The sequence below is a fragment of the Bradyrhizobium sp. USDA 4354 genome, assembly GCF_054060315.1.
Genome location: NZ_JBSSDC010000001.1, coordinates 162,609 through 180,279, shown reverse-complemented (window position 1 = coordinate 180,279; position 17,671 = coordinate 162,609). Strand labels below are relative to the sequence as shown.

Annotated in this window: 13 protein-coding genes and 2 pseudogenes; 8 read left to right on the top strand and 7 right to left on the bottom strand. The window is 64.7% G+C overall.

Annotation, left to right across the window (positions count from 1 at the left end; translation table 11 throughout):
* Positions 1–6 precede the first annotated feature (6 nt).
* From pqqC to pqqA, 3 genes and pseudogenes are all read right to left on the bottom strand, one after another.
* On the bottom strand, positions 7–786 hold the full coding sequence (gene pqqC / locus ACVIIV_RS00890; RefSeq protein WP_456742478.1) for a pyrroloquinoline-quinone synthase PqqC: 780 nt from the start codon (positions 784–786) through the stop codon (positions 7–9).
* Positions 783–1,713 (bottom strand): annotated as a pseudogene (gene pqqB / locus ACVIIV_RS00885) (pyrroloquinoline quinone biosynthesis protein PqqB). Before pqqB ends, pqqC begins: the two are co-directional and overlap by 4 nt.
* A gap of 133 nt (positions 1,714–1,846) precedes the next feature.
* Positions 1,847–1,927, bottom strand: coding sequence for a pyrroloquinoline quinone precursor peptide PqqA (gene pqqA / locus ACVIIV_RS00880; RefSeq protein WP_007595659.1), 81 nt, complete (start codon positions 1,925–1,927; stop codon positions 1,847–1,849).
* Positions 1,928–2,190: 263 nt separating this feature from the next.
* On the opposite strand from pqqA, the gene ACVIIV_RS00875 reads away from it, so the two are divergent.
* The 6 genes and pseudogenes from ACVIIV_RS00875 to ACVIIV_RS00850 all read left to right on the top strand — a co-directional run bounded on the left by ACVIIV_RS00875 (position 2,191) and on the right by ACVIIV_RS00850 (position 6,565).
* Positions 2,191–2,448 (top strand): DUF6894 family protein, encoded by a 258-nt coding sequence (locus ACVIIV_RS00875; RefSeq protein WP_456742477.1) that lies wholly within the window; start codon positions 2,191–2,193, stop codon positions 2,446–2,448.
* 209 nt (positions 2,449–2,657) lie between these two features.
* Complete coding sequence (locus tag ACVIIV_RS00870) at positions 2,658–4,058, top strand: amidase family protein (protein WP_456742476.1); 1,401 nt, start codon at positions 2,658–2,660, stop codon at positions 4,056–4,058.
* A 2-nt stretch (positions 4,059–4,060) separates the two neighbouring features.
* Positions 4,061–4,537, top strand: coding sequence for a glutathione peroxidase (locus tag ACVIIV_RS00865; RefSeq protein ID WP_456742475.1), 477 nt, complete (start codon positions 4,061–4,063; stop codon positions 4,535–4,537).
* An 11-nt stretch (positions 4,538–4,548) separates the two neighbouring features.
* Complete coding sequence (locus ACVIIV_RS00860; RefSeq protein ID WP_035730878.1) at positions 4,549–4,791, top strand: DUF3297 family protein; 243 nt, start codon at positions 4,549–4,551, stop codon at positions 4,789–4,791.
* A gap of 139 nt (positions 4,792–4,930) precedes the next feature.
* Positions 4,931–6,100, top strand: coding sequence for a D(-)-tartrate dehydratase (tarD, locus tag ACVIIV_RS00855; RefSeq protein WP_456742474.1), 1,170 nt, complete (start codon positions 4,931–4,933; stop codon positions 6,098–6,100).
* Positions 6,101–6,278: 178 nt separating this feature from the next.
* Positions 6,279–6,565, top strand: a pseudogene (locus ACVIIV_RS00850) (GIY-YIG nuclease family protein).
* A 143-nt stretch (positions 6,566–6,708) separates the two neighbouring features.
* Here the strand turns inward: ACVIIV_RS00850 and ACVIIV_RS00845 are convergent.
* Both ACVIIV_RS00845 and ACVIIV_RS00840 read right to left on the bottom strand, forming a co-directional pair.
* On the bottom strand, positions 6,709–8,061 hold the full coding sequence (locus ACVIIV_RS00845; RefSeq protein WP_456742473.1) for a malonyl-CoA decarboxylase: 1,353 nt from the start codon (positions 8,059–8,061) through the stop codon (positions 6,709–6,711).
* Between the two features lie 288 nt (positions 8,062–8,349).
* Positions 8,350–9,150: an AraC family transcriptional regulator gene (locus ACVIIV_RS00840; protein ID WP_456742472.1), complete on the bottom strand. Its 801-nt coding sequence runs from the start codon at positions 9,148–9,150 to the stop codon at positions 8,350–8,352.
* Between the two features lie 61 nt (positions 9,151–9,211).
* Between ACVIIV_RS00840 and ACVIIV_RS00835 the strand changes: the two genes are divergently transcribed.
* Positions 9,212–10,384, top strand: a complete 1,173-nt coding sequence (locus ACVIIV_RS00835) for an MFS transporter (RefSeq protein ID WP_456742471.1) — start codon at positions 9,212–9,214, stop codon at positions 10,382–10,384.
* Between the two features lie 434 nt (positions 10,385–10,818).
* Positions 10,819–13,080: a cation:proton antiporter domain-containing protein gene (locus ACVIIV_RS00830; protein ID WP_456742470.1), complete on the top strand. Its 2,262-nt coding sequence runs from the start codon at positions 10,819–10,821 to the stop codon at positions 13,078–13,080.
* Between the two features lie 104 nt (positions 13,081–13,184).
* Here ACVIIV_RS00830 and ACVIIV_RS00825 read toward each other — a convergent pair whose 3' ends face one another.
* Together ACVIIV_RS00825 and ACVIIV_RS00820 are read right to left on the bottom strand one after the other, a co-directional pair.
* On the bottom strand, positions 13,185–16,337 hold the full coding sequence (locus ACVIIV_RS00825; protein ID WP_456742469.1) for an efflux RND transporter permease subunit: 3,153 nt from the start codon (positions 16,335–16,337) through the stop codon (positions 13,185–13,187).
* 26 nt (positions 16,338–16,363) lie between these two features.
* Positions 16,364–17,557, bottom strand: coding sequence for an efflux RND transporter periplasmic adaptor subunit (locus ACVIIV_RS00820; RefSeq protein ID WP_456742468.1), 1,194 nt, complete (start codon positions 17,555–17,557; stop codon positions 16,364–16,366).
* Between the last annotated feature and the right edge of the window lie 114 nt (positions 17,558–17,671).

Here is a 17,671-nt window from a genome sequence, read left to right as displayed (position 1 = left end):
TCCTCGTTAGCTCGCTTTGGGCACGAACGCGCCCGGTGGAATGTGGCCTTCGACATAGGCATGCTGGAGCGCATCGAGCTGCACCCAAAGCACGTTGGTCTTGAAGATCAGCGCGTTGCAGACCTGCGCGCGCTGCTCCGGCGTCGTGGCATGCGTCTTGACATAATGAAGAGCGAAATTGGCATCGCGCGGCGCCTGGGTGAGGCGGCGCTTGAAGTAGCTCATGATGTCAGGATTGACGAAATCGTAATGCTCGAGCATGCCGGCGATGCGCTCTTCATGCAGGTTCGGCGCGAACAATTCGGTGAGCGAGGAGGCGATCGCCTCCAGCGGGCTCTTCTCGCGGCAAAAATGCACGTAGGCTTCCACGGCGAAGCGCGTCGCCGGCAAGATACCCTCGGTCGATTCCACGTAAGCCGTATCGAGCCCGAGCCCTTCGGTCAGCTTGAGCCAGCGCTCGATACCGCCCTCCGAGCCGACATCGCCGTCATGGTCCTCGATGCGATGGCGCCATTCCACGCGCGTGGCGCGGTCGCGGAAGCGCGAGATCACCACCGCGTCCTTGATCGGGATCGTGCTCTGGTAATAGTAGCGGTTGAGCGCCCAGGCCTGCACCTGGCCCTTGTTCAGCTTGCCGCCGTGCAGCAGCTTATGGAACGGATGCAGGCTGTGATAGCGCGTCGCCCCGATATGGCGCAGCGTCGCCTCGAGCTCCTCGGCCGAGTTGAGCCTTGAGTCCTTGCCGATCGAGAGCGCGGTCATTCCAGTCAGTGATGCGGCATTCACAGCACGATCTCCGTTCCGTCAGCGGGTATCTGCCAGCCCGCCTGCTCCGCGGCTTTGCGCTCAGGCGAGGCGGGCAGCAGCGCCGGATTCGAGTTATTGATATGCAGAAACAGCTTCCTGTCGATATTGAGGTCGGCCAGCCGCGCGATGGCGCCGTCGTCGCCGGACATGGCGACATGGCCCATGCTCTTGCCGGTCTTGTGGCCGAGGCCGGCCCTGATCATCTCGTCGTCGCGCCAGACCGTGCCGTCGAAGAACACCAGCGCGGCGCCGTCGATCTCGGACTTGAGTGCATCGGTCACCTCGGCGCAGGCGGCGATGAAGTAGAAGAACTTGCCCGTGGCCTTCTCGGTGATCTTCAGGCCCAGCGTGTCGCCGTCGCCGCTCTCGCCGCCCGGATGCACCTTGCCTTCAAGATACCAGGCCGACTTGCCCGGCACCGCGAAGGGCAGCACCTCCAGGCCGGAGCGCGCGCCATCCGGCAGGCGGGGGCTCGAACGGCTCGCGAAGTGCGATCGGCTGGCGCCGCACGTTCTTCTCGTTCAGCACGTTGAAGATGCTGTTGCTGGCAAGGATCGCCAGCACCTTCTCATGCGCATAGATCGTGAAGGGCGAACCTTCGCGCATCGACAGCAGGCCCGCCACCGCATCGACTTCGCTGTTGGTCAGAATCACGCCCGCAACCGGCGTGTGACGCAGCGCGCCCGCCTTGGGGTGCAGCTGTGGCGTGGCGTTCAATTGCTGCCGCAGGTCCGGAGAGGCGTTGATCAGGAACCAGTGCTCGCCGTCACCGCTGAAGGCGACCGAGGCTTGGGTCCTTTGAAGCTCGTGGCCGCCGCTACGGGCCGCTCGGCAGCCGTCGCAGCCGCAATTCCATTGCGGAACTCCGCCGCCGGCCCCGGCGCCCAGGACGACGACGCGAAGCATGATCCGTCTCCTGGAGGCAAATTCGCGAGGTGGATCTCAGGCCGACACAAATCCTGTCTTCCGGAAACGCATCGTGACCGAAAGAATGCGGGCCGAAAGATCCACCTGCGCAGAACGCAATCTCACCAACCGCTTACTTGCGGGTGGCGCTCACATACATGTTGATTTCCATGCCGCAGGGCACTTCGACGATCTTCGGGGCTTTCCAGGCCATTTCGGCTCTCCATCTTGCGAATTCGGGACGTATCCGCCCGCCCGTTAAACTAATGCTGGCGGAAAAGTTCGCCAGTGAAATTTTCCCGACCTAGGTAGTAGGCTGGCAGAATTGTTGCACTGCAAAGAGAGCGCATTGCAGCCGCAAAGATGAGCGAATGACATCCGCAAAATAGCCGATAGGTCGTGATCCCTGTCGGGATAAACCAGTTGTGAGTATGGAACGGCTTCTATTCGGCTACAGGCGACCCCATTGGATCAGGCATGCCCAGATATTTCTTCAACACCCGTATCGGCGACGAATTGATCGTGGATCCTGACGGCGAGGACCTGCGCAACCCCGATCGCGCCTGGGAGGTCGCGCGCCAGATGATCCTTGAAGTCGTCAAGTCGGAAGGCACCCAACGGGCCCTGCTGGAAGCAGTCATCGAGGTCACCGACGCCGAAGGCGAGATCGTGCTGGAGTTCCCCTTCACCGAGGCCCTGCTGGACCTGCCGGACCAGTCCGCAACAAGGCATTGAGCCCAGCTCTCTCCCCGTCATTGCGAGGAGCCCTTGCGACGAAGCCATCCAGACTGTCTCTGCGGAGGGACTCTGGATTGCTTCGCTGCGCTCGCAATGACGGCGAATGAGGCACCATCCGGCACCAAACCCGCCCTTCACCCCCGCGAAATCCGCATGGCTTTGCCGCGTTGCCGGCGCTAAAAGACGCCGGTTACACGGAGCAAGCCATGCAAGATCTCTGGCGCCTGTCGGCCGCCGACCTCGCCACCCTCGTCAAATCCAAAAAGGTGTCCGCCAGGGAGGCCGCCAAGGCCGGTCTCGCCCGGCTCGATGCCGTCAATCCCCAGCTCAACGCCGTGATCGACCACCGGCCGGAGGACGTGCTCAGGCAGGCCGACGCCGTCGATGCCGCCATCGCGCGGGGCGAGGATCCCGGGGTGCTCGCCGGCGTGCCCGTCACCATCAAGGCCAATGTCGACCAGGAAGGCTTTGCCACCACCAACGGCCTGAAGCTGCAGCGCGACGTGATCGCGCGTGAGGACAATCCGGTGGTCGCCAATTTCCGCAAGGCCGGCGCCGTCCTGCTCGGCCGCACCAATTGCCCGGCCTTCTCCTACCGCTGGTTCACCACCAACCTGATCCATGGCGACACCAAGAACCCGCGCGACGCTTCGCTGACGCCGGGCGGCTCCTCCGGCGGCGCCGGCTCGGCGGTCGCGGCCGGCATCGGCCACATCGCCCACGGCACCGACATCGCCGGCTCTATCCGGTATCCCGCCTATGCCTGCGGCGTGCACGGATTGCGCCCGACGCTCGGCCGCATTCCCGCCTTCAACCCGGCGCTGCCGGAGCGGCCGATCGGGCCGCAGATCATGGCGGTGTCAGGCCCCCTGGCGCGCGCGGTCAACGACATCAGAATTTCGCTCGAAGCGATGTCGGCCCGCGACATCCGTGATCCCTGGTTCGTGCCGGTGCCGCTGCAAGGCCCGGCACGGGACAAGCGCGCCGCGCTCTGCCTCAATCCGGGTGGCCTTGCCACCACGCCTGAGGTGAAGGCCGCGGTGAGCGATGCCGGCAAGCGGCTGGAGCGCGCCGGCTGGACCGTCGACATCATCGAGGACACGCCGCCGATGCGCGAAGCGGTGGAGTGGCAGATCAAGCTCTGGCTCGGCGACGGCTATGAGGCGCAGCTCGAGATGGCCGAGCGCGAGGGCGATCCCGGTGCGCTGGCCTGCCTGCGCGGCAACCGCAATAGGGTCACGCCGATGGACCAGGCGAACTACGCCAAGGCGCTGACCCGAAGAGCGACGCTGACGCGCGAGTGGATGCTGTTCTTCGAAAAATACGCCGTGCTGCTGACGCCGGTCTCCGGTGAATTGCCGTTCCCCGATCATCTCGACTGCAAGGACGACGACTCCTTCAAGCGGGTCTGGGAAGCGCAGCTGCCGCAGATCGCGATTCCCTTCATGGGCTTGCCGGGCCTCGTGGTCTCCACCGGTCTCGTCGGCAAGGCGCCGGTCGGCGTGCACGTCGTTTCGGGGCGCTATCGCGAGGACCTGTGCCTGCTCGCGGGCGAAGCGATCGAGGCCGGCGGCGTGCCGCCGTCGCCGATCGATCCCGTGGGCTAGCGATGACCGCCATCTACGACTTCAAGGCCAACTCGCTTGCCGGCGAGGAGGTGCCGATGCGCCGTTTCGAGAGGCAGGTGCTCTTGATCGTCAACACCGCGAGCAAATGCGGCTTCACGCCGCAATATCGGGGCCTTGAGGATCTCTATCGCGACCTCTCCCCGCGCGGCTTCTCGGTGCTCGGCTTTCCCTGCAACCAGTTCGGCGCGCAGGAGCCGGGGCAGGCGAGCGAGATCCAGGAATTCTGCTCGACCAATTACGACGTCACCTTTCCGCTGTTCGAGAAGATCGACGTCAACGGGCCGAAGGCGCATCCTTTGTATGAGTACCTGAAACGTCAGCAATCCGGCCTGTTAGGGGCGTCCATCAAATGGAATTTCACCAAATTCCTGGTGGACCGTGAGGGCCGCGTGGTCGCGCGCTACGCGCCGACCGCCCGTCCCGAAGGATTGCGGCAGCAAATCGAAACACTGTTGTGAGCGAGACAATCATGAGCGACGAATTTCCCGACCGTCTGTCGGTCGATCCGAACAGCCCCTATTACAACGCCGACATCCTGGCGCGCGACGTCGGCATCCGCTTCAAGGGCATCGAGAAGACCAATGTCGAGGAGTACTGCATCAGCGAAGGCTGGGTCCGTGTCACCGCCGGCAATGCCAAGGACCGCTACGGCAACCCGCTGACCATCAAGGTGCATGGTCCGGTCGAGCCGTATTTCAGGGATAAGAAATAGTGTGGGCTGAGTGCGCCGCTCTCTCGTCGTCATTGCGAGGAGCCCTTGCGACGAAGCAATCCAGGCTGTCTCCGCGGATGCATTCCTGGATTGCTTCGCTTCGCTCGCAATGACGAGCATAATCACCAGAGGCCACCCCATGTCCGTCCGCATCGTCGACGTCCGCGAGATCACCAAGCCGATCTCATCGCCGATCCGCAACGCCTATATCGACTTCACCAAGATGACGACCAGCCTGGTTGCCGTCGTCACCGACGTGGTGCGCGACGGCAAGCGCGTCATCGGCTACGGCTTCAACTCCAACGGCCGCTACGGGCAGGGCGGCCTCATCCGCGAGCGCTTTGCTGCGCGTATTCTCGAAGCCGATCCGAAGTCGTTGCTGAACGAGGCCGGCGACAATCTCGATCCCGATAAGGTCTGGGGCGCGATGATGACCAACGAGAAGCCGGGCGGCCATGGCGAGCGCTCGGTCGCGGTCGGCACCATCGACATGGCGGTGTGGGACGCGGTGGCGAAGATCGCCGGCAAGCCGCTGTTTCGCCTGCTCGCCGAACGCCACGGCGTCACCGCCAATCCGCGTGTGTTCGTCTACGCCGCCGGCGGCTACTATTATCCGGGCAAGGATCTCTCGATGCTGCGCGGCGAGATGCGCGGCTATCTCGACCGCGGCTACAACGTCGTCAAGATGAAGATCGGCGGCGCGGGAATCGAGGAAGACCGCACCCGCATCGAGGCGGTGCTGAAGGAGATCGGCAACGACGCGCAGCTCGCCGTCGATGCCAACGGCCGCTTCAACCTGGAGACGGCCATCGCCTACGCCAAGATGCTGCGCGACTATCCCTTGTTCTGGTACGAGGAGGCCGGCGATCCCCTCGACTACGCGCTGCAGGCCGCGCTCGCCGAATTCTATCCCGGCCCGATGGCCACAGGTGAAAACCTGTTCAGCCATCAGGACGCCCGCAATTTGATCCGCTACGGCAGCATGCGTCCCGACCGCGACTGGCTGCAATTCGACTGCGCGCTGTCCTATGGCCTGTGCGAATACCAGCGCACGCTCGAGGTGTTGAAGACCTACGGCTGGTCCCCCAGTCGCTGCATCCCCCACGGCGGCCACCAGATGTCGCTCAACATCGCCGCCGGCCTCGGCTTAGGGGGCAACGAAAGCTACCCCGACCTGTTCCAGCCCTATGGCGGCTTCCCCGACGGCGTCCGCGTCGAAAGCGGCCACATCACCATGCCCGAGCTTGCAGGCATCGGCTTCGAAGGCAAGTCCGATCTCTACAAGGAGATGAAGGCACTGGCGGAGTAGCCCTACTGTGGCGACACACTCCGTCATTGCGAGCGTAGCGCAGCAATCCAGAATCCCTCCGCGGACGCAGTCTGGATTGCTTCGTCGCAAGTGCTCCTCGCAATGACGACGTGGCGAAAGCCTCGCAATCATCTTTTGGTTGTGATATCGTAACGGCTGCCGTCAGCCGAGTACGATCATGAAGCAGCCCTGCGTGTACATGCTCGCCAATCGCCGCAATGGAACGATTTACACGGGCGTCACGTCCAATCCGCCGCGCCGCGCATTCGAACATCGCGAGGGTTGGTGAAGGGCTTCTCGTCAAAGTACGGTTGCAAGCTCCTTGTCTGGTACGAGCTGCACGCCACCATGACGGACGCGATTGCGCGCGAGAAGCAGATCAAGGGCGGCAGCCGAGCGAAGAAGCTTGCGCTGATCGAGAGCGTCAATCCGAACTGGGAAGATTTGTACCAGACGCTGATCTGACCGGCGGGAGTAAGTCGCGAGGCGTCGCCAAACCCTTCGTCATTGCGAGCGCAGCGAAGCAATCCAGGATATTCCCGCAGAGACAGTCTGGATTGCTTCGTCGCAAGGGCTCCTCGCAATGACGGTCGGGAGCGAGCGTTTGCTTACGACAACCGCATATCCAGCAACCTTCGTCCTTCACCCTTCAGCAGCTTCTTCACCGCGCTCGACGCCACCACCTCGCCGTCATTGGCGTAGGCCTCGTGGTTCTTCTCGATGTCGTCGAGGCGGTAGAGATAGTTGACCATCACGCCGGCGGACTCGCGCACGCCCTTGGGCGAGAGGTCGCCCATCCAGTTGATACGCTCCAGTCGCGCGCCGTTGCCGAGATGGAAGCGGGCGACGGAATCGATCAGCCGGCCCTTCGGCGTGCGCGCCCTCAGGAAATAGTGCGCCGCGAGCGGCTCGATCACGCCGCGGAGCAGAGCCGCCGTCTCGGGGCTTTCGAACCATTTGGGATCGTCGAGGCGCTTCAGCACCTCGCGGTCCTCGTCCGACAGCGGCAGGTCCTTGTCCTGCTTCACCCATGGCATGAAGCCGGGCACCGGCGACAGCGTGACGAAGCTGTCGAGCTTCGGCAATTCGCGGCGCAGCTCCTCCACCACCTGCTTGATCAGGAAGCTGCCGAAGGAGATGCCGCCAAGGCCGCGCTGGGTGTTGGAGATGGAATAGAACACGGCGGTGCGCGCCTTCGCGATGGGAAGGTGCTGGCGGTCGACCGCGAGCAGCGGCGCGATCGCGCCGGGAATCGTCTCGGTCAGCGCCACCTCGACGAAGATCAGCGGCTCGTCCACCATCGCAGGATGGAAGAAGGCGTAGCAGCGGCGGTCGACCGGGTCGATGCGGCGGCGCAGATCGTCCCAGTCGGAGATCTCATGCACGGCCTCGTAACGGATGATCTTTTCGAGGATGTTGGCCGGGGTCGACCAGTCGATCCTGCGCAGCACGAGAAACCCCCTGTTGAACCACGAAGAGAGAAGATGCGAGACGTCGCGATCGAGCGCGGCGAGATCGGTGTGTCCGTTCATCATTCCGAGCAGATCGGCGCGCATGTTGACGAGATCGCCGGTACCGCCCGGCGCGCGGTTGAGGCGGCGGATCAGCTCCTGCCGCCGCGGCTCGGAGGCGAAGTGCAGGGCGCTGGCATCCTCGTCGCTCGGTTTGGCGCGCCATTGCTCGATCGCCTTGGACAATCGTTCCCGGTCGGGGCCGAAAAAGCGCACCAGTCCTTCGAAGAAGGCGCGGCGTCCCTCCGCATCCAGCTCCTGATAGAGATCGAGCACCTCGCGCGCCATGGCGGTGCCGGACGCTTCGCCGCGGCCGGACAGCAGCGCGCCGCAAAGCTCGAGCAGTCCATCGGCATCTCGTTTGGTGTCCGAGGCATCGCCGCGGCGAAGCAACGTGCGGCCGCGCTCGGAGATGGTGGCGAGCAGGTCGGAGAAGAAGGCGTTGGCCATCTGGGCTTTCGTGTCAGGTTTGTGCGATGCGGGAGCTTACACGGGATTTGGGTGGAAACCGATCACAATCAAGCAGGCGAATGCGGCATCTTTCGTTGGGCCCTGCGTTTGGCGAATGCGGTCATGCCGGGCGGAGGCGGGAAGGGGCGGAGCGTGCGGTGGCATTTGGGAACGAGGCGGCAGCCACATTCTCCGTCATTGCGAGCGCAGCGAAGCAATCCAGAATCCCTCCGCGCCGGCATTCTGGATTGCTTCGTCGCTTCGCTCCTCGCAATGACGGGATTGGGGCTACCCCTTCCCCGCAAACTCCGTCGGCGTCCGCCCCGTCACCTGCCGGAACGCGGCCGAGAACGCCGGCACACTGGCATAACCCAGCGATGTGGCGAGCTGCTTCACCGAGACATTCGCATCCGTGGACAGCCGCTGGATCGCCGAGGCGATCCGCGCACGCTGGCACCAGCTCTTGAAGCTCAGCTGCGTCTCGCTCGGGAACAGCCGGGACAGTGTGCGCGCCGAGGTTCCGACCTCGCGCGCCAGCGTGTCGATGTCGTGTAGCCCCGTGGGATCGTCGAGCACGATCATCGCGGCGCGGCGGCAGCGCGGCTCGTGCGGCAGCGGCACGAAGGTCGCGGAATCCTCGGCCTGGTGCAATTCCAGCATCACGAGGCGGACCAGCAGCTCGGTGCGCTCCTCGGTGTTGCGCGCGTCGAACAGCGCCAGGATCGCCTGGTGCAGCAGCGGCGACACCCGCACCACGAATTCCCTGGTCAGGCCGTCGTAGCGCTGCTCGCGCTTCAGCCAAGCCAGGTCGAAATACAGCGTGCGCATCTCGATGTCGGCGAGCAGGTCGATGGCGTGCTCGAGCCCGGCCGGCACCCAGACGGCCCGGTCCGGCGGCACCAGCCAGCGTCCCCCCGGCGTCGTCACCTGCATCGTGCCCTTCGCGGCATAGATCAGCTGCGCCTCGCGATGCAGGTGCGGCTCGATCCGCATCCCCTTGGGATAATCGCGGGCGACCAGGTGTACGCCTGCGGGCGAACGGTGATTGCTCCGGACCTCCCGGAGGATTGGCGTTTCCAAGACAGTCATTGGCAGCATCCCGTCATGGGCAGGACATATAACTCATTTCGGAGCAGGAGAGGATTCGGGAATGAATAGCCCCAGTCGGGTCATCAGTTTCGTCAATGCAGGCCATTTCATCGACCATTACTCGATGCTGATCTTCGCCGCCGCCGTCATCATCATGGGCCCGGCGCTCGGCATGGCCTATTCGGAACTCCTGCCTTACGCGACGCCGGGCTTCGTTGCCTTCGGCGCGGGCTCGCTGCTCACCGGCTGGCTGGGGGACCGCTGGAGCCGCCGCCACATGATGCTGATCTTCTTCGTCGGCATCGGCGCCTCCATGATTGCGGTTGGTTTCGTGCAAACCCCCGTGCAGCTCGGTGCCGCGCTGCTCGCGATCGGCATCTTCGCCTCGATCTATCATCCCGTCGGCACCGCCATGATCGTGTCCTATGCCGACCGGCTCGGCCGCGAGATGGGCGTCAACGGCGTCTGGGGCAATCTCGGCGTGGCCTCGTCGGCCTTGGTCACCGGCGTGATCGGCCAATATCTCGGCTGGCGCTTTGCCTTCATCGTTCCCGGCGTGGTCACTGTCCTGATCGGCATCGGCTTCGCGATGACCGTCGTCCATGAGGACCGCAAGGGCTCGAAGCAGGCGGCAGCGCAGGCGCGGGTGGCAAAACAGGACATGTGGCGCGTGATCCTGGCGCTGCTGATCGTGGTGATCGCGATCTCGACGACGTTCAACGCCGTCACCGTGGCGCTGCCAAAGCTGTTCGCCGAGCGGCTCGCGGATCTCACCAAGAGCCCGGCGCTGCTCGGGGTCATCGCGGCCTGCGTCTACGTGTTCGGCGCGATGACGCAGTACACGATCGGCCGGCTGCTCGACCGCTATTCGCTGAAGACGGTGGCGCTGCCGCTGTCCTTCATGCTGGCGCCGTTCCTGTATCTGGCCGCGAGCCTGAACAATCTGCCGCTGATCCTGGTCTCGATCGGCATCGTCATGGGTGCATTCGGGCAGGTCACGGTGAACGATGCCATGGTCGGCAAGTACACCACCGAAGAGTGGCGCTCGCGCGCCTATGCCGTGCGCTATTTCGTCGGCTTCACCGCGGCCGGCGCGTCCGTCGGCCTCGTCGCCTGGCTCTACGAGCAGGGTGGCTTCGTCACCATGCTGCACGCCTTCGCCGCACTCTGCCTGCTCGCGATCGCCGCCGCGCTGATCCTGCCGCGCGAGATCAGGACGCCGCAGACGGTGTGAGGGGAGCGATCTCGTGTCCCGGACAAGCTGCAACGCGTGAGCGTTGCAGCGCAGAGCCGGGACCCAGAGGCCGCGAATTCGATCGAGAGATGGGCCCCGGCTCAGCAGCGCACCGTCGAAGACACGCTGCGCTGCGTCCGGGGCACGAGCGCGGCGCGTTCGCAGCAATGGCGCAGGACCTCGCGGCACATCACGCATGCCCCACCCACGATGCCATTCTGCCAGTGTTTTGCCCGACGGAGCAAGTCGTTTCGGCAAGTCAGAAATTTCTCAACCTTCTCAACGCCATCCCTACAGTGCATGGGGTTGTTTTCGCACTTTTTGTTTTTGCCCCGTCAATCCCAGCGCAAGCGAGAGGAACCCGTGTCGCCTTCCGCGGGTTCTATCCCTCGTGGCCCCGGTACCCGGGCCAGAGAAGGGGGAAAGACGCCTGCATGCAATGGACCCTGCTCCGACCGGTCGGCCTTGTCCCCGCGGCGCTTGTCCTCACCTCCATTGCGGCCGGGGCCGAAGGCGGCAAGTCGGCCGCACCCTTCGAGTCGCTCCTGATCCTGCAGATCGCGCTGCTGATGGCGGTCGGCCGCGGCCTCGGCGAGACCATGCAGCGGATTGGCCAGCCCTCGGTGATGGGCGAACTGCTCGCCGGCATCATCCTGGGGCCGTCGCTGTTCGGCTGGATCTGGCCGGAGGCGCAGCACGCGATCTTTCCCAAGACGCCCGAGCAGAAGGCGATGATCGACGGCATCGCGCAAGTGGGCATTCTGCTGCTGCTGTTGCTGACCGGCATGGAGACCGACCTCAAGCTGGTCCGGAAGGTTGGCAAGGCCGCGATCGCGATCTCGATTGCCGGCATCCTGGTGCCCTTCGCCTGTGGCTTCGCACTCGGCGAGTTCCTGCCGGATGCGCTGCTGCCCAATCCGCAAGAGCGCCTGGTGGCCTCGCTGTTCATGGGCACGGCGCTGTCGATCTCTTCGGTGAAGATCGTCGCCGTGGTGGTGCGCGAGATGAATTTCATGCGCCGCAATGTCGGGCAGATCATCGTTGCGACCGCCGTCATCGACGACACCATCGGCTGGATCATCATCGCCGTCATCTTCAGCCTGGCTTCGCACGGCACGCTGGATATCGCTTCCGTGGCGAAGGCCGTGCTGGGGACGCTCGCCTTCCTCGCCGTCAGCTTCACCATCGGCCGCCGTCTGGTGTTCCAGCTGATTCGCTGGGCCAACGACACGCTTGTCAGCGCGGCGGCTGTCATCACCGTGATCCTGCTGTTGATGAGCGTCATGGCATTGATCACGCATCTGATCGGCGTCCACACCGTGCTCGGTGCCTTCGTCGCCGGCATCCTGGTCGGCGAGTCCCCGATCCTGACGCGGCAGATCGACGAGCGCCTGCGCGGGCTGATCTCGAGCTTCTTCATGCCGGTGTTCTTCGGTCTGGCCGGGCTCAGCGCTGATCTCTCGGTGCTGCGCGATCCCAATCTCCTGATGCTCACCGGCGTCCTTGTCGTGATCGCCAGCGTCGGCAAGTTCGGCGGCGCTTTCATTGGCGGCACCGTGGGCGGGCTGAATGCCAGGGAGTCGCTGGCGCTCGCCAGCGGCATGAACGCGCGCGGCTCGACCGAGGTGATCATCGCCACCATCGGCCTTTCCATCGGCGTGCTCAGCCAGAACCTGTTCACGATGATCGTCACCATGGCGATCGTGACGACGATGGCGATGCCGCCGATGCTGCGTTCAGCGCTGGCCAAGCTGCCGATGAACGAGGAGGAGAAGGAGCGGCTGGAGCGGGAAGAATTCGAGAAGCGCGGCTTCATCGCCAATCTCGAGCGTCCCCTGCTGGCGGTGGACGAAAGCGTCAACGCCACCTTCGCCGCCCACATCGCGGGGCTGATTGTCGGCATGCGTGGCCTGCCGATCACCGTGCTGCATATCGGCGAGCGGCCTAAGGAGCGGGAGAAGGGGCGCGACGAGGATGGAAGCCACGAAGCCGTGGTAAAGAAGGCCGCCGCGACAGTGTCGGTCGACAATGATGGAGATGCCGGCAACGTCGATGTCGTCACCCGTACGAGGCAGGCGGAGCTCGGCGAGACGATCGCCGACGAAGCGCGCAAGGGCTTCGATCTCCTGGTCGTCGGCATCGACAAGGTGACCGCGACCAAGGACCGTTTCGATCGGAGGATCGACGACATCGCCACGCAGTTCGAAGGACCGCTCGCGATCGTCGTGGGCAAGGGCAAGCATCTGAAGCAGCCGATGCCCGATGCGCTCAACATTCTCGTTCCCGTTTCCGGCAGCGCTGTTTCCAAGCGCGGTGCCGAGGTCGCGGTGGCGCTGGCCGGCTCAGGCTCGCTCCGGGTGATCTATGTGGCGACGACGCGGGACAAGGGCGCACAGCGTGGGGTTTCCCGCGGACTGAGCCAGGAGACGGGCATCCTCAAGGACACCAGCGATCTCGCCGCCCGCTACGACGTCGACATCACCACCACGCTGCGGGTGAACCGGGCGCCGGAGGCCGCGATCCTGCGCGAGATCGACACCACCGACGTCGATCTCGTCGTCATGGGCGTCGACCGCATCCAGGCGGATCATCTCTCCTTCGGCGGCGTCGCCGACGCCGTGCTCAGGCAGTCGAAGGTCTCGGTGCTGCTGGTGTCGAGCGGCGAGGCGCGGCAGGCTCCCGCGGAGAAGGCTTAGCCCCGCCGTCATTGCGAGCGCAGCGAAGCAATCCAGACTGTCACCACGGAAAGATTCTGGATTGCTTCGCTGCGCTCGCAATGACGATTGGGGGCAGCCGTTGTCTACTTCACCGCCACAGTCTCCGCCTTCACCGCCTTCTTCGACGCCCGCCAGTTCTCGAAGCGCTGCACCACCACGAAGAAGGCCGGCACGAACAGCACCGCGAGGCAGGTCGAGGCCAGCATGCCCGAGAACACCGTGATGCCGATCGACTTGCGCGCGCTGGCGCCGGCGCCAGTCGCGAGCACCAGCGGCACCACCCCGAGGATGAAGGCGAACGAGGTCATCAGGATCGGGCGGAAGCGGGCGCGGGCTGCCTCGATCGCCGACTCCAGGATCGGCTTGCCGTCGCGGCCGTGCAGCTCGAGCCCGACCTCGACGATCAGGATCGCGTTCTTGGCCGACAGCGCGATCAGCAGGATCAGGCCGATCTGGCAATAGAGGTTGTTGTCGATCTTGAGAGCGCTGAGGATCAGCATCGGCCCGAGCAGCGACAGCGGCACCGCGAGGATCACCGAGATCGGCGCGTACCAGCTCTCATACTGGCCGGCCAGCACGAGATAGACCAGCAACATCGCAAGACCGAACACCCAGTAGATCTGGTTCGAGACCGCCTTCTCCTGATACGACATCGCGGTCCATTCATAGCCGGTGCCCGGCGGCAGTGTCTTGTCCGCGATCTCCTCCATCAGCTTCAGCGACTGGCCGGAGGAGTAGCCCTGCGCCGGCAGGCCGATCACCGTCGAGGACGGATAGAGGTTGTAGAGGCTGATCAGCGACGGGCCGGTGGCCGGCGTGATCTTGGCGACGGTGCCGATCGGGATCATGTCGCCGTTCGAGTTGCGCACCTGCATGTTGGCGATGTCGCGCTCGGTGACGCGGAAGGCCGGATCGGCCTGGGTGTAAACCTGGAACACGCGGCCGAACTTGTTGAACTGGTTGACATAGGACGAGCCGAGATAGGTCGACAGTGCCGAGAACACCTGATCCGTCGTGACGTGCAGGGTCTGGGTCTTGACGCGGTCGATCTCGACGTTGAATTGCGGCACCGACGAGCGGAACGAGGATTGCACCCGCTGCAGCGCGCTCTGGCTCTGCGCGTTAGAGACCATCGCACCGGTGACGGCCTGCAGCTTGGCGAAATCGCTGTTGCCGTCGCGCAGCTCGACCTGCATCGAGAAGCCGGCCGCGTTGCCGATGCCCTGGATCGGCGGCGGCGGCAACACGATGGTGCGCGCTTCCATGATGGTCGCGAGCTTGTCGTTCAGTCCGTACACCAGCGAGCGCAGATCCTCGCCGGGCCCTTTGCGCGCGTCCCAGTCCTTCAGGATGATGTAGGCGACGCCGGCATTGGCAAGGCTGGCGCTGTTGTCGAGCGCGGAGATGCCGGCGATGGTGATGACCTGTGCCACGCCGGGCGTGTCCTTGATCAGCCCGCTCGCCCTGTCGAGCACGGCTTGGGTCCGCTCCAGTGCGGCGCCGTCGGGCAGTTGCACGGCGGCGATCAGATAGCCCTGGTCCTCGATCGGCAGGAAGCCGGTCGGCACCCGCGACAGGCCGTAGCCGCTGGCTCCGATGACCAGCAGCGCGAACGCGACCGAGATGGTGGCGTGCTTCACGAGGAAGGTGATCAGCCTCGTGTAGCCGCGCTCGACGCGGTTATAGACGGCGTTGAAGCCGCGATAGAAGAAATTGCGCTGCTCCGGCGGCACCGCTGGCCGCAGCCAGAGCGCGCATTGCGTCGGCTTCAAGGTCGCGGCGTTGATGGCGGACAGCAGCGCGGTCGCGGCGATCACCAGCGCGAATTGCGAATAGATGCGTCCTGTGAGTCCTGCGAGGAACGACGCCGGCAGGAACACCGAGATCAGCACCAGGGTGATGCCGACGATCGGCGCGAACAGTTGGTCCATCGCCTTGATCGCGGCGTCGTGGCCGTTCATGCCCTGCTCGATGTTGTGGGCGGCGCCTTCGACCACGACGATGGCGTCGTCGACCACGATGCCGATCGCGAGCACGATCGCAAACAGCGTCGACATGTTGATGGTGAAGCCCAGCGCCGCCATCGCGGCAAAGGCGCCGATGATGGTCACCGGCACCGTCGTTGCCGGCACCAGCATCGCGCGCCAGTCCTGCAAGAACACCAGGATCACGACCAGCACCAGAAGGCCGGCCTCGATCAAGGTCATGTAGACCTCGTGCACCGAGGCTTCCACGAACTTGGTGGTGTCGAACGGCGTGTCGTATTTGACGCCTTCGGGGAAGCGCTTGGCGAGCTCGGCCATCTTCTTCTCGACGGCCTGCTCGACCTGCAGCGCGTTGGCGCCGGGAGACTGGAACACGCCGATGCCGACCGCCGGCTGCTTGTTGAGCGAGAAGATCTGGCTGTAGGTCTGCGCGCCGAGCTCGACCCAGCCGACGTCGCTCACCCGAGTGACGTCGCCGCTCGTGCCCGACTTGACGATGATGTTCTCGAACTGGCTGGCGTCGTCGAGCCGTCCATTGACGTTGAGCGTGTACTGGAACGCCTGTCCCGGCGGCGTCGGCGGCGCGCCGACCTGGCCGGCGGCGACCTGCTGGCTCTGCTGCTGGATCGCCTGGATCACGTCCTGCGGCACGAGGCCTCGGACTTGCAGCTTGTTGGGATCGAGCCAGATCCGCATCGAGTACTGGCCGGCGCCGAACACGGTGACGTTGCCGACGCCGGGCAGGCGCGAGAGCTCGTCGCGGATGTTGATGGTGGCGTAGTTGCTCAAGTAAAGGCTGTCGTACCTTGCATCCGGCGAGGTCAGCGTCACGAACAAGAGGATCGAGGTCGACCGCTTCTGCACGGTGACGCCCTGGTTCTGCACCGCCTGCGGCAATTGCGACAGCGCGCTGGAGACGCGGTTCTGCACCAGCACCTGTGCGAAGTTGAGGTCGGTGCCGATCTTGAAGGTCACGGTCAGCGTGTAGGTGCCGTCGGAGCCGCTGTAGGACTGCATGTACAGCATGTCCTCGACGCCGTTGACCTGCTGCTCGATCGGCAAGGCGACGGTATCGATCACGGTCTTGGCGCTGGCGCCGGGATAGCGCGTGGTGACCTGCACCGTCGGCGGCACCACGTCGGGGTATTGCGCGATGGCGAGATTGAACAGCGCGACGCCGCCGATCAGGATCATCAGGAGCGCGATGACGTTCGAGAGGACCGGCCGCTCGATGAAGAATTTTGAGATCATGGCTGGCGCCCCCTCACTTGGCGGATCTACTTGGCAGACGCCTGCGGCTGCTCGATCTTCGTCACTTGCGGGTCTATCTTCTGGCCCGGGATCACCCGCAGAAGTCCCGCGATCACCACGCGGTCCTCCGCCTTCAGGCCGCTCTCGATCACGCGCAGGCCGTTGTCGGCGGGGCCGATCTGCACCTTGCGCTGCTCGACGATGTTGTCGCCGTTGACCACCAGCAGATAGCGGCCGCCCTGGTCGCTGCCGAGCGCGGTATCAGGGACGAGCAGGGCGCTCTTCTCCTGCTCGAAGGGCACGCGGACCCGGACGAAATAACCGGGCAACAGCACTCGCTTGTCGTTGGGAACGAGGCCGCGCACCGCCAGCGTGCCGGTCGACTGGTTGAGGGTCGGCGAGACGTAGTCGAGCTTGCCTTCGTGCGGATAACCGGTCTCGGTCTGGAGGCCGATCTGGATCGGAAACTGCTTGAGATCGGTGGGCGTCAGTCCCCGGCGAGCCGCCTCGGCGCGGATGCGCAGCACATCCTGCTCGTTCACGGTGAAGTTCACGTAGATCGGGTCCATCGCGACGATGGTGGCGAGCTGGGTCGGCGAGGAAACGCCGACGAGCTCGCCGATCGAGACCATGTGCGCGCTGACGACGCCGTCGAACGGCGCCGTGACCTTCGTGTAGCCGTAATTGACCTCGGCGAGCCTGGTATTGACCTGGGCTTGCTGCAGATTGGCCTGCGCGTTGTCGCGGTTAGAGGTCGAGGTGTCGAGCGTGGCTTGCGAGACGGCCTGGCGCTGCACCAGCTCGGCCTGCCGCTTGTAGTCGGCCTCCGCCTGCCGGAGCGAGGCCTGCGCCCCGGTCTCGGCGGCCTGCGCCTGCTCGAGCTTGAGCTTGTAGGTCTCCGGCTCGATCGTGAACAGCTGGGTGCCCTGCTTGACGAAGGTGCCGTCCTGATAGTCGATCGTTTGCAAAAAGCCCTGCACGCGCGCGACCAGATCGACGCTCTTGATCGGGGCCGTGTTGCCGGTGGCCTCGATGTAGCGCGTCACAGGACGCTGCACCGGCGTCGCGACGTCCACCTTGGGCGGCGGCGGCGCCACGAACGTGTTCTTGTCCTCACAGCCGGCGAGCGCGATCACGGCGGTTGCCGTTGCCAAAGCCCGCCCGACATGTCTCCACGCTTGCTTACGTCGTGCGGGAGATGCGGGATTCGCGCGCGTCATTCGGTGGTCCCCGATTGCTGTCTGTCGGTGCGGCAGGCTACCAACAAATGCCCGGCCGTGGAACACCATAGCCATGGCAGTCAGAGGCCTTGCACTGCAAACGGCCGTGTGGCC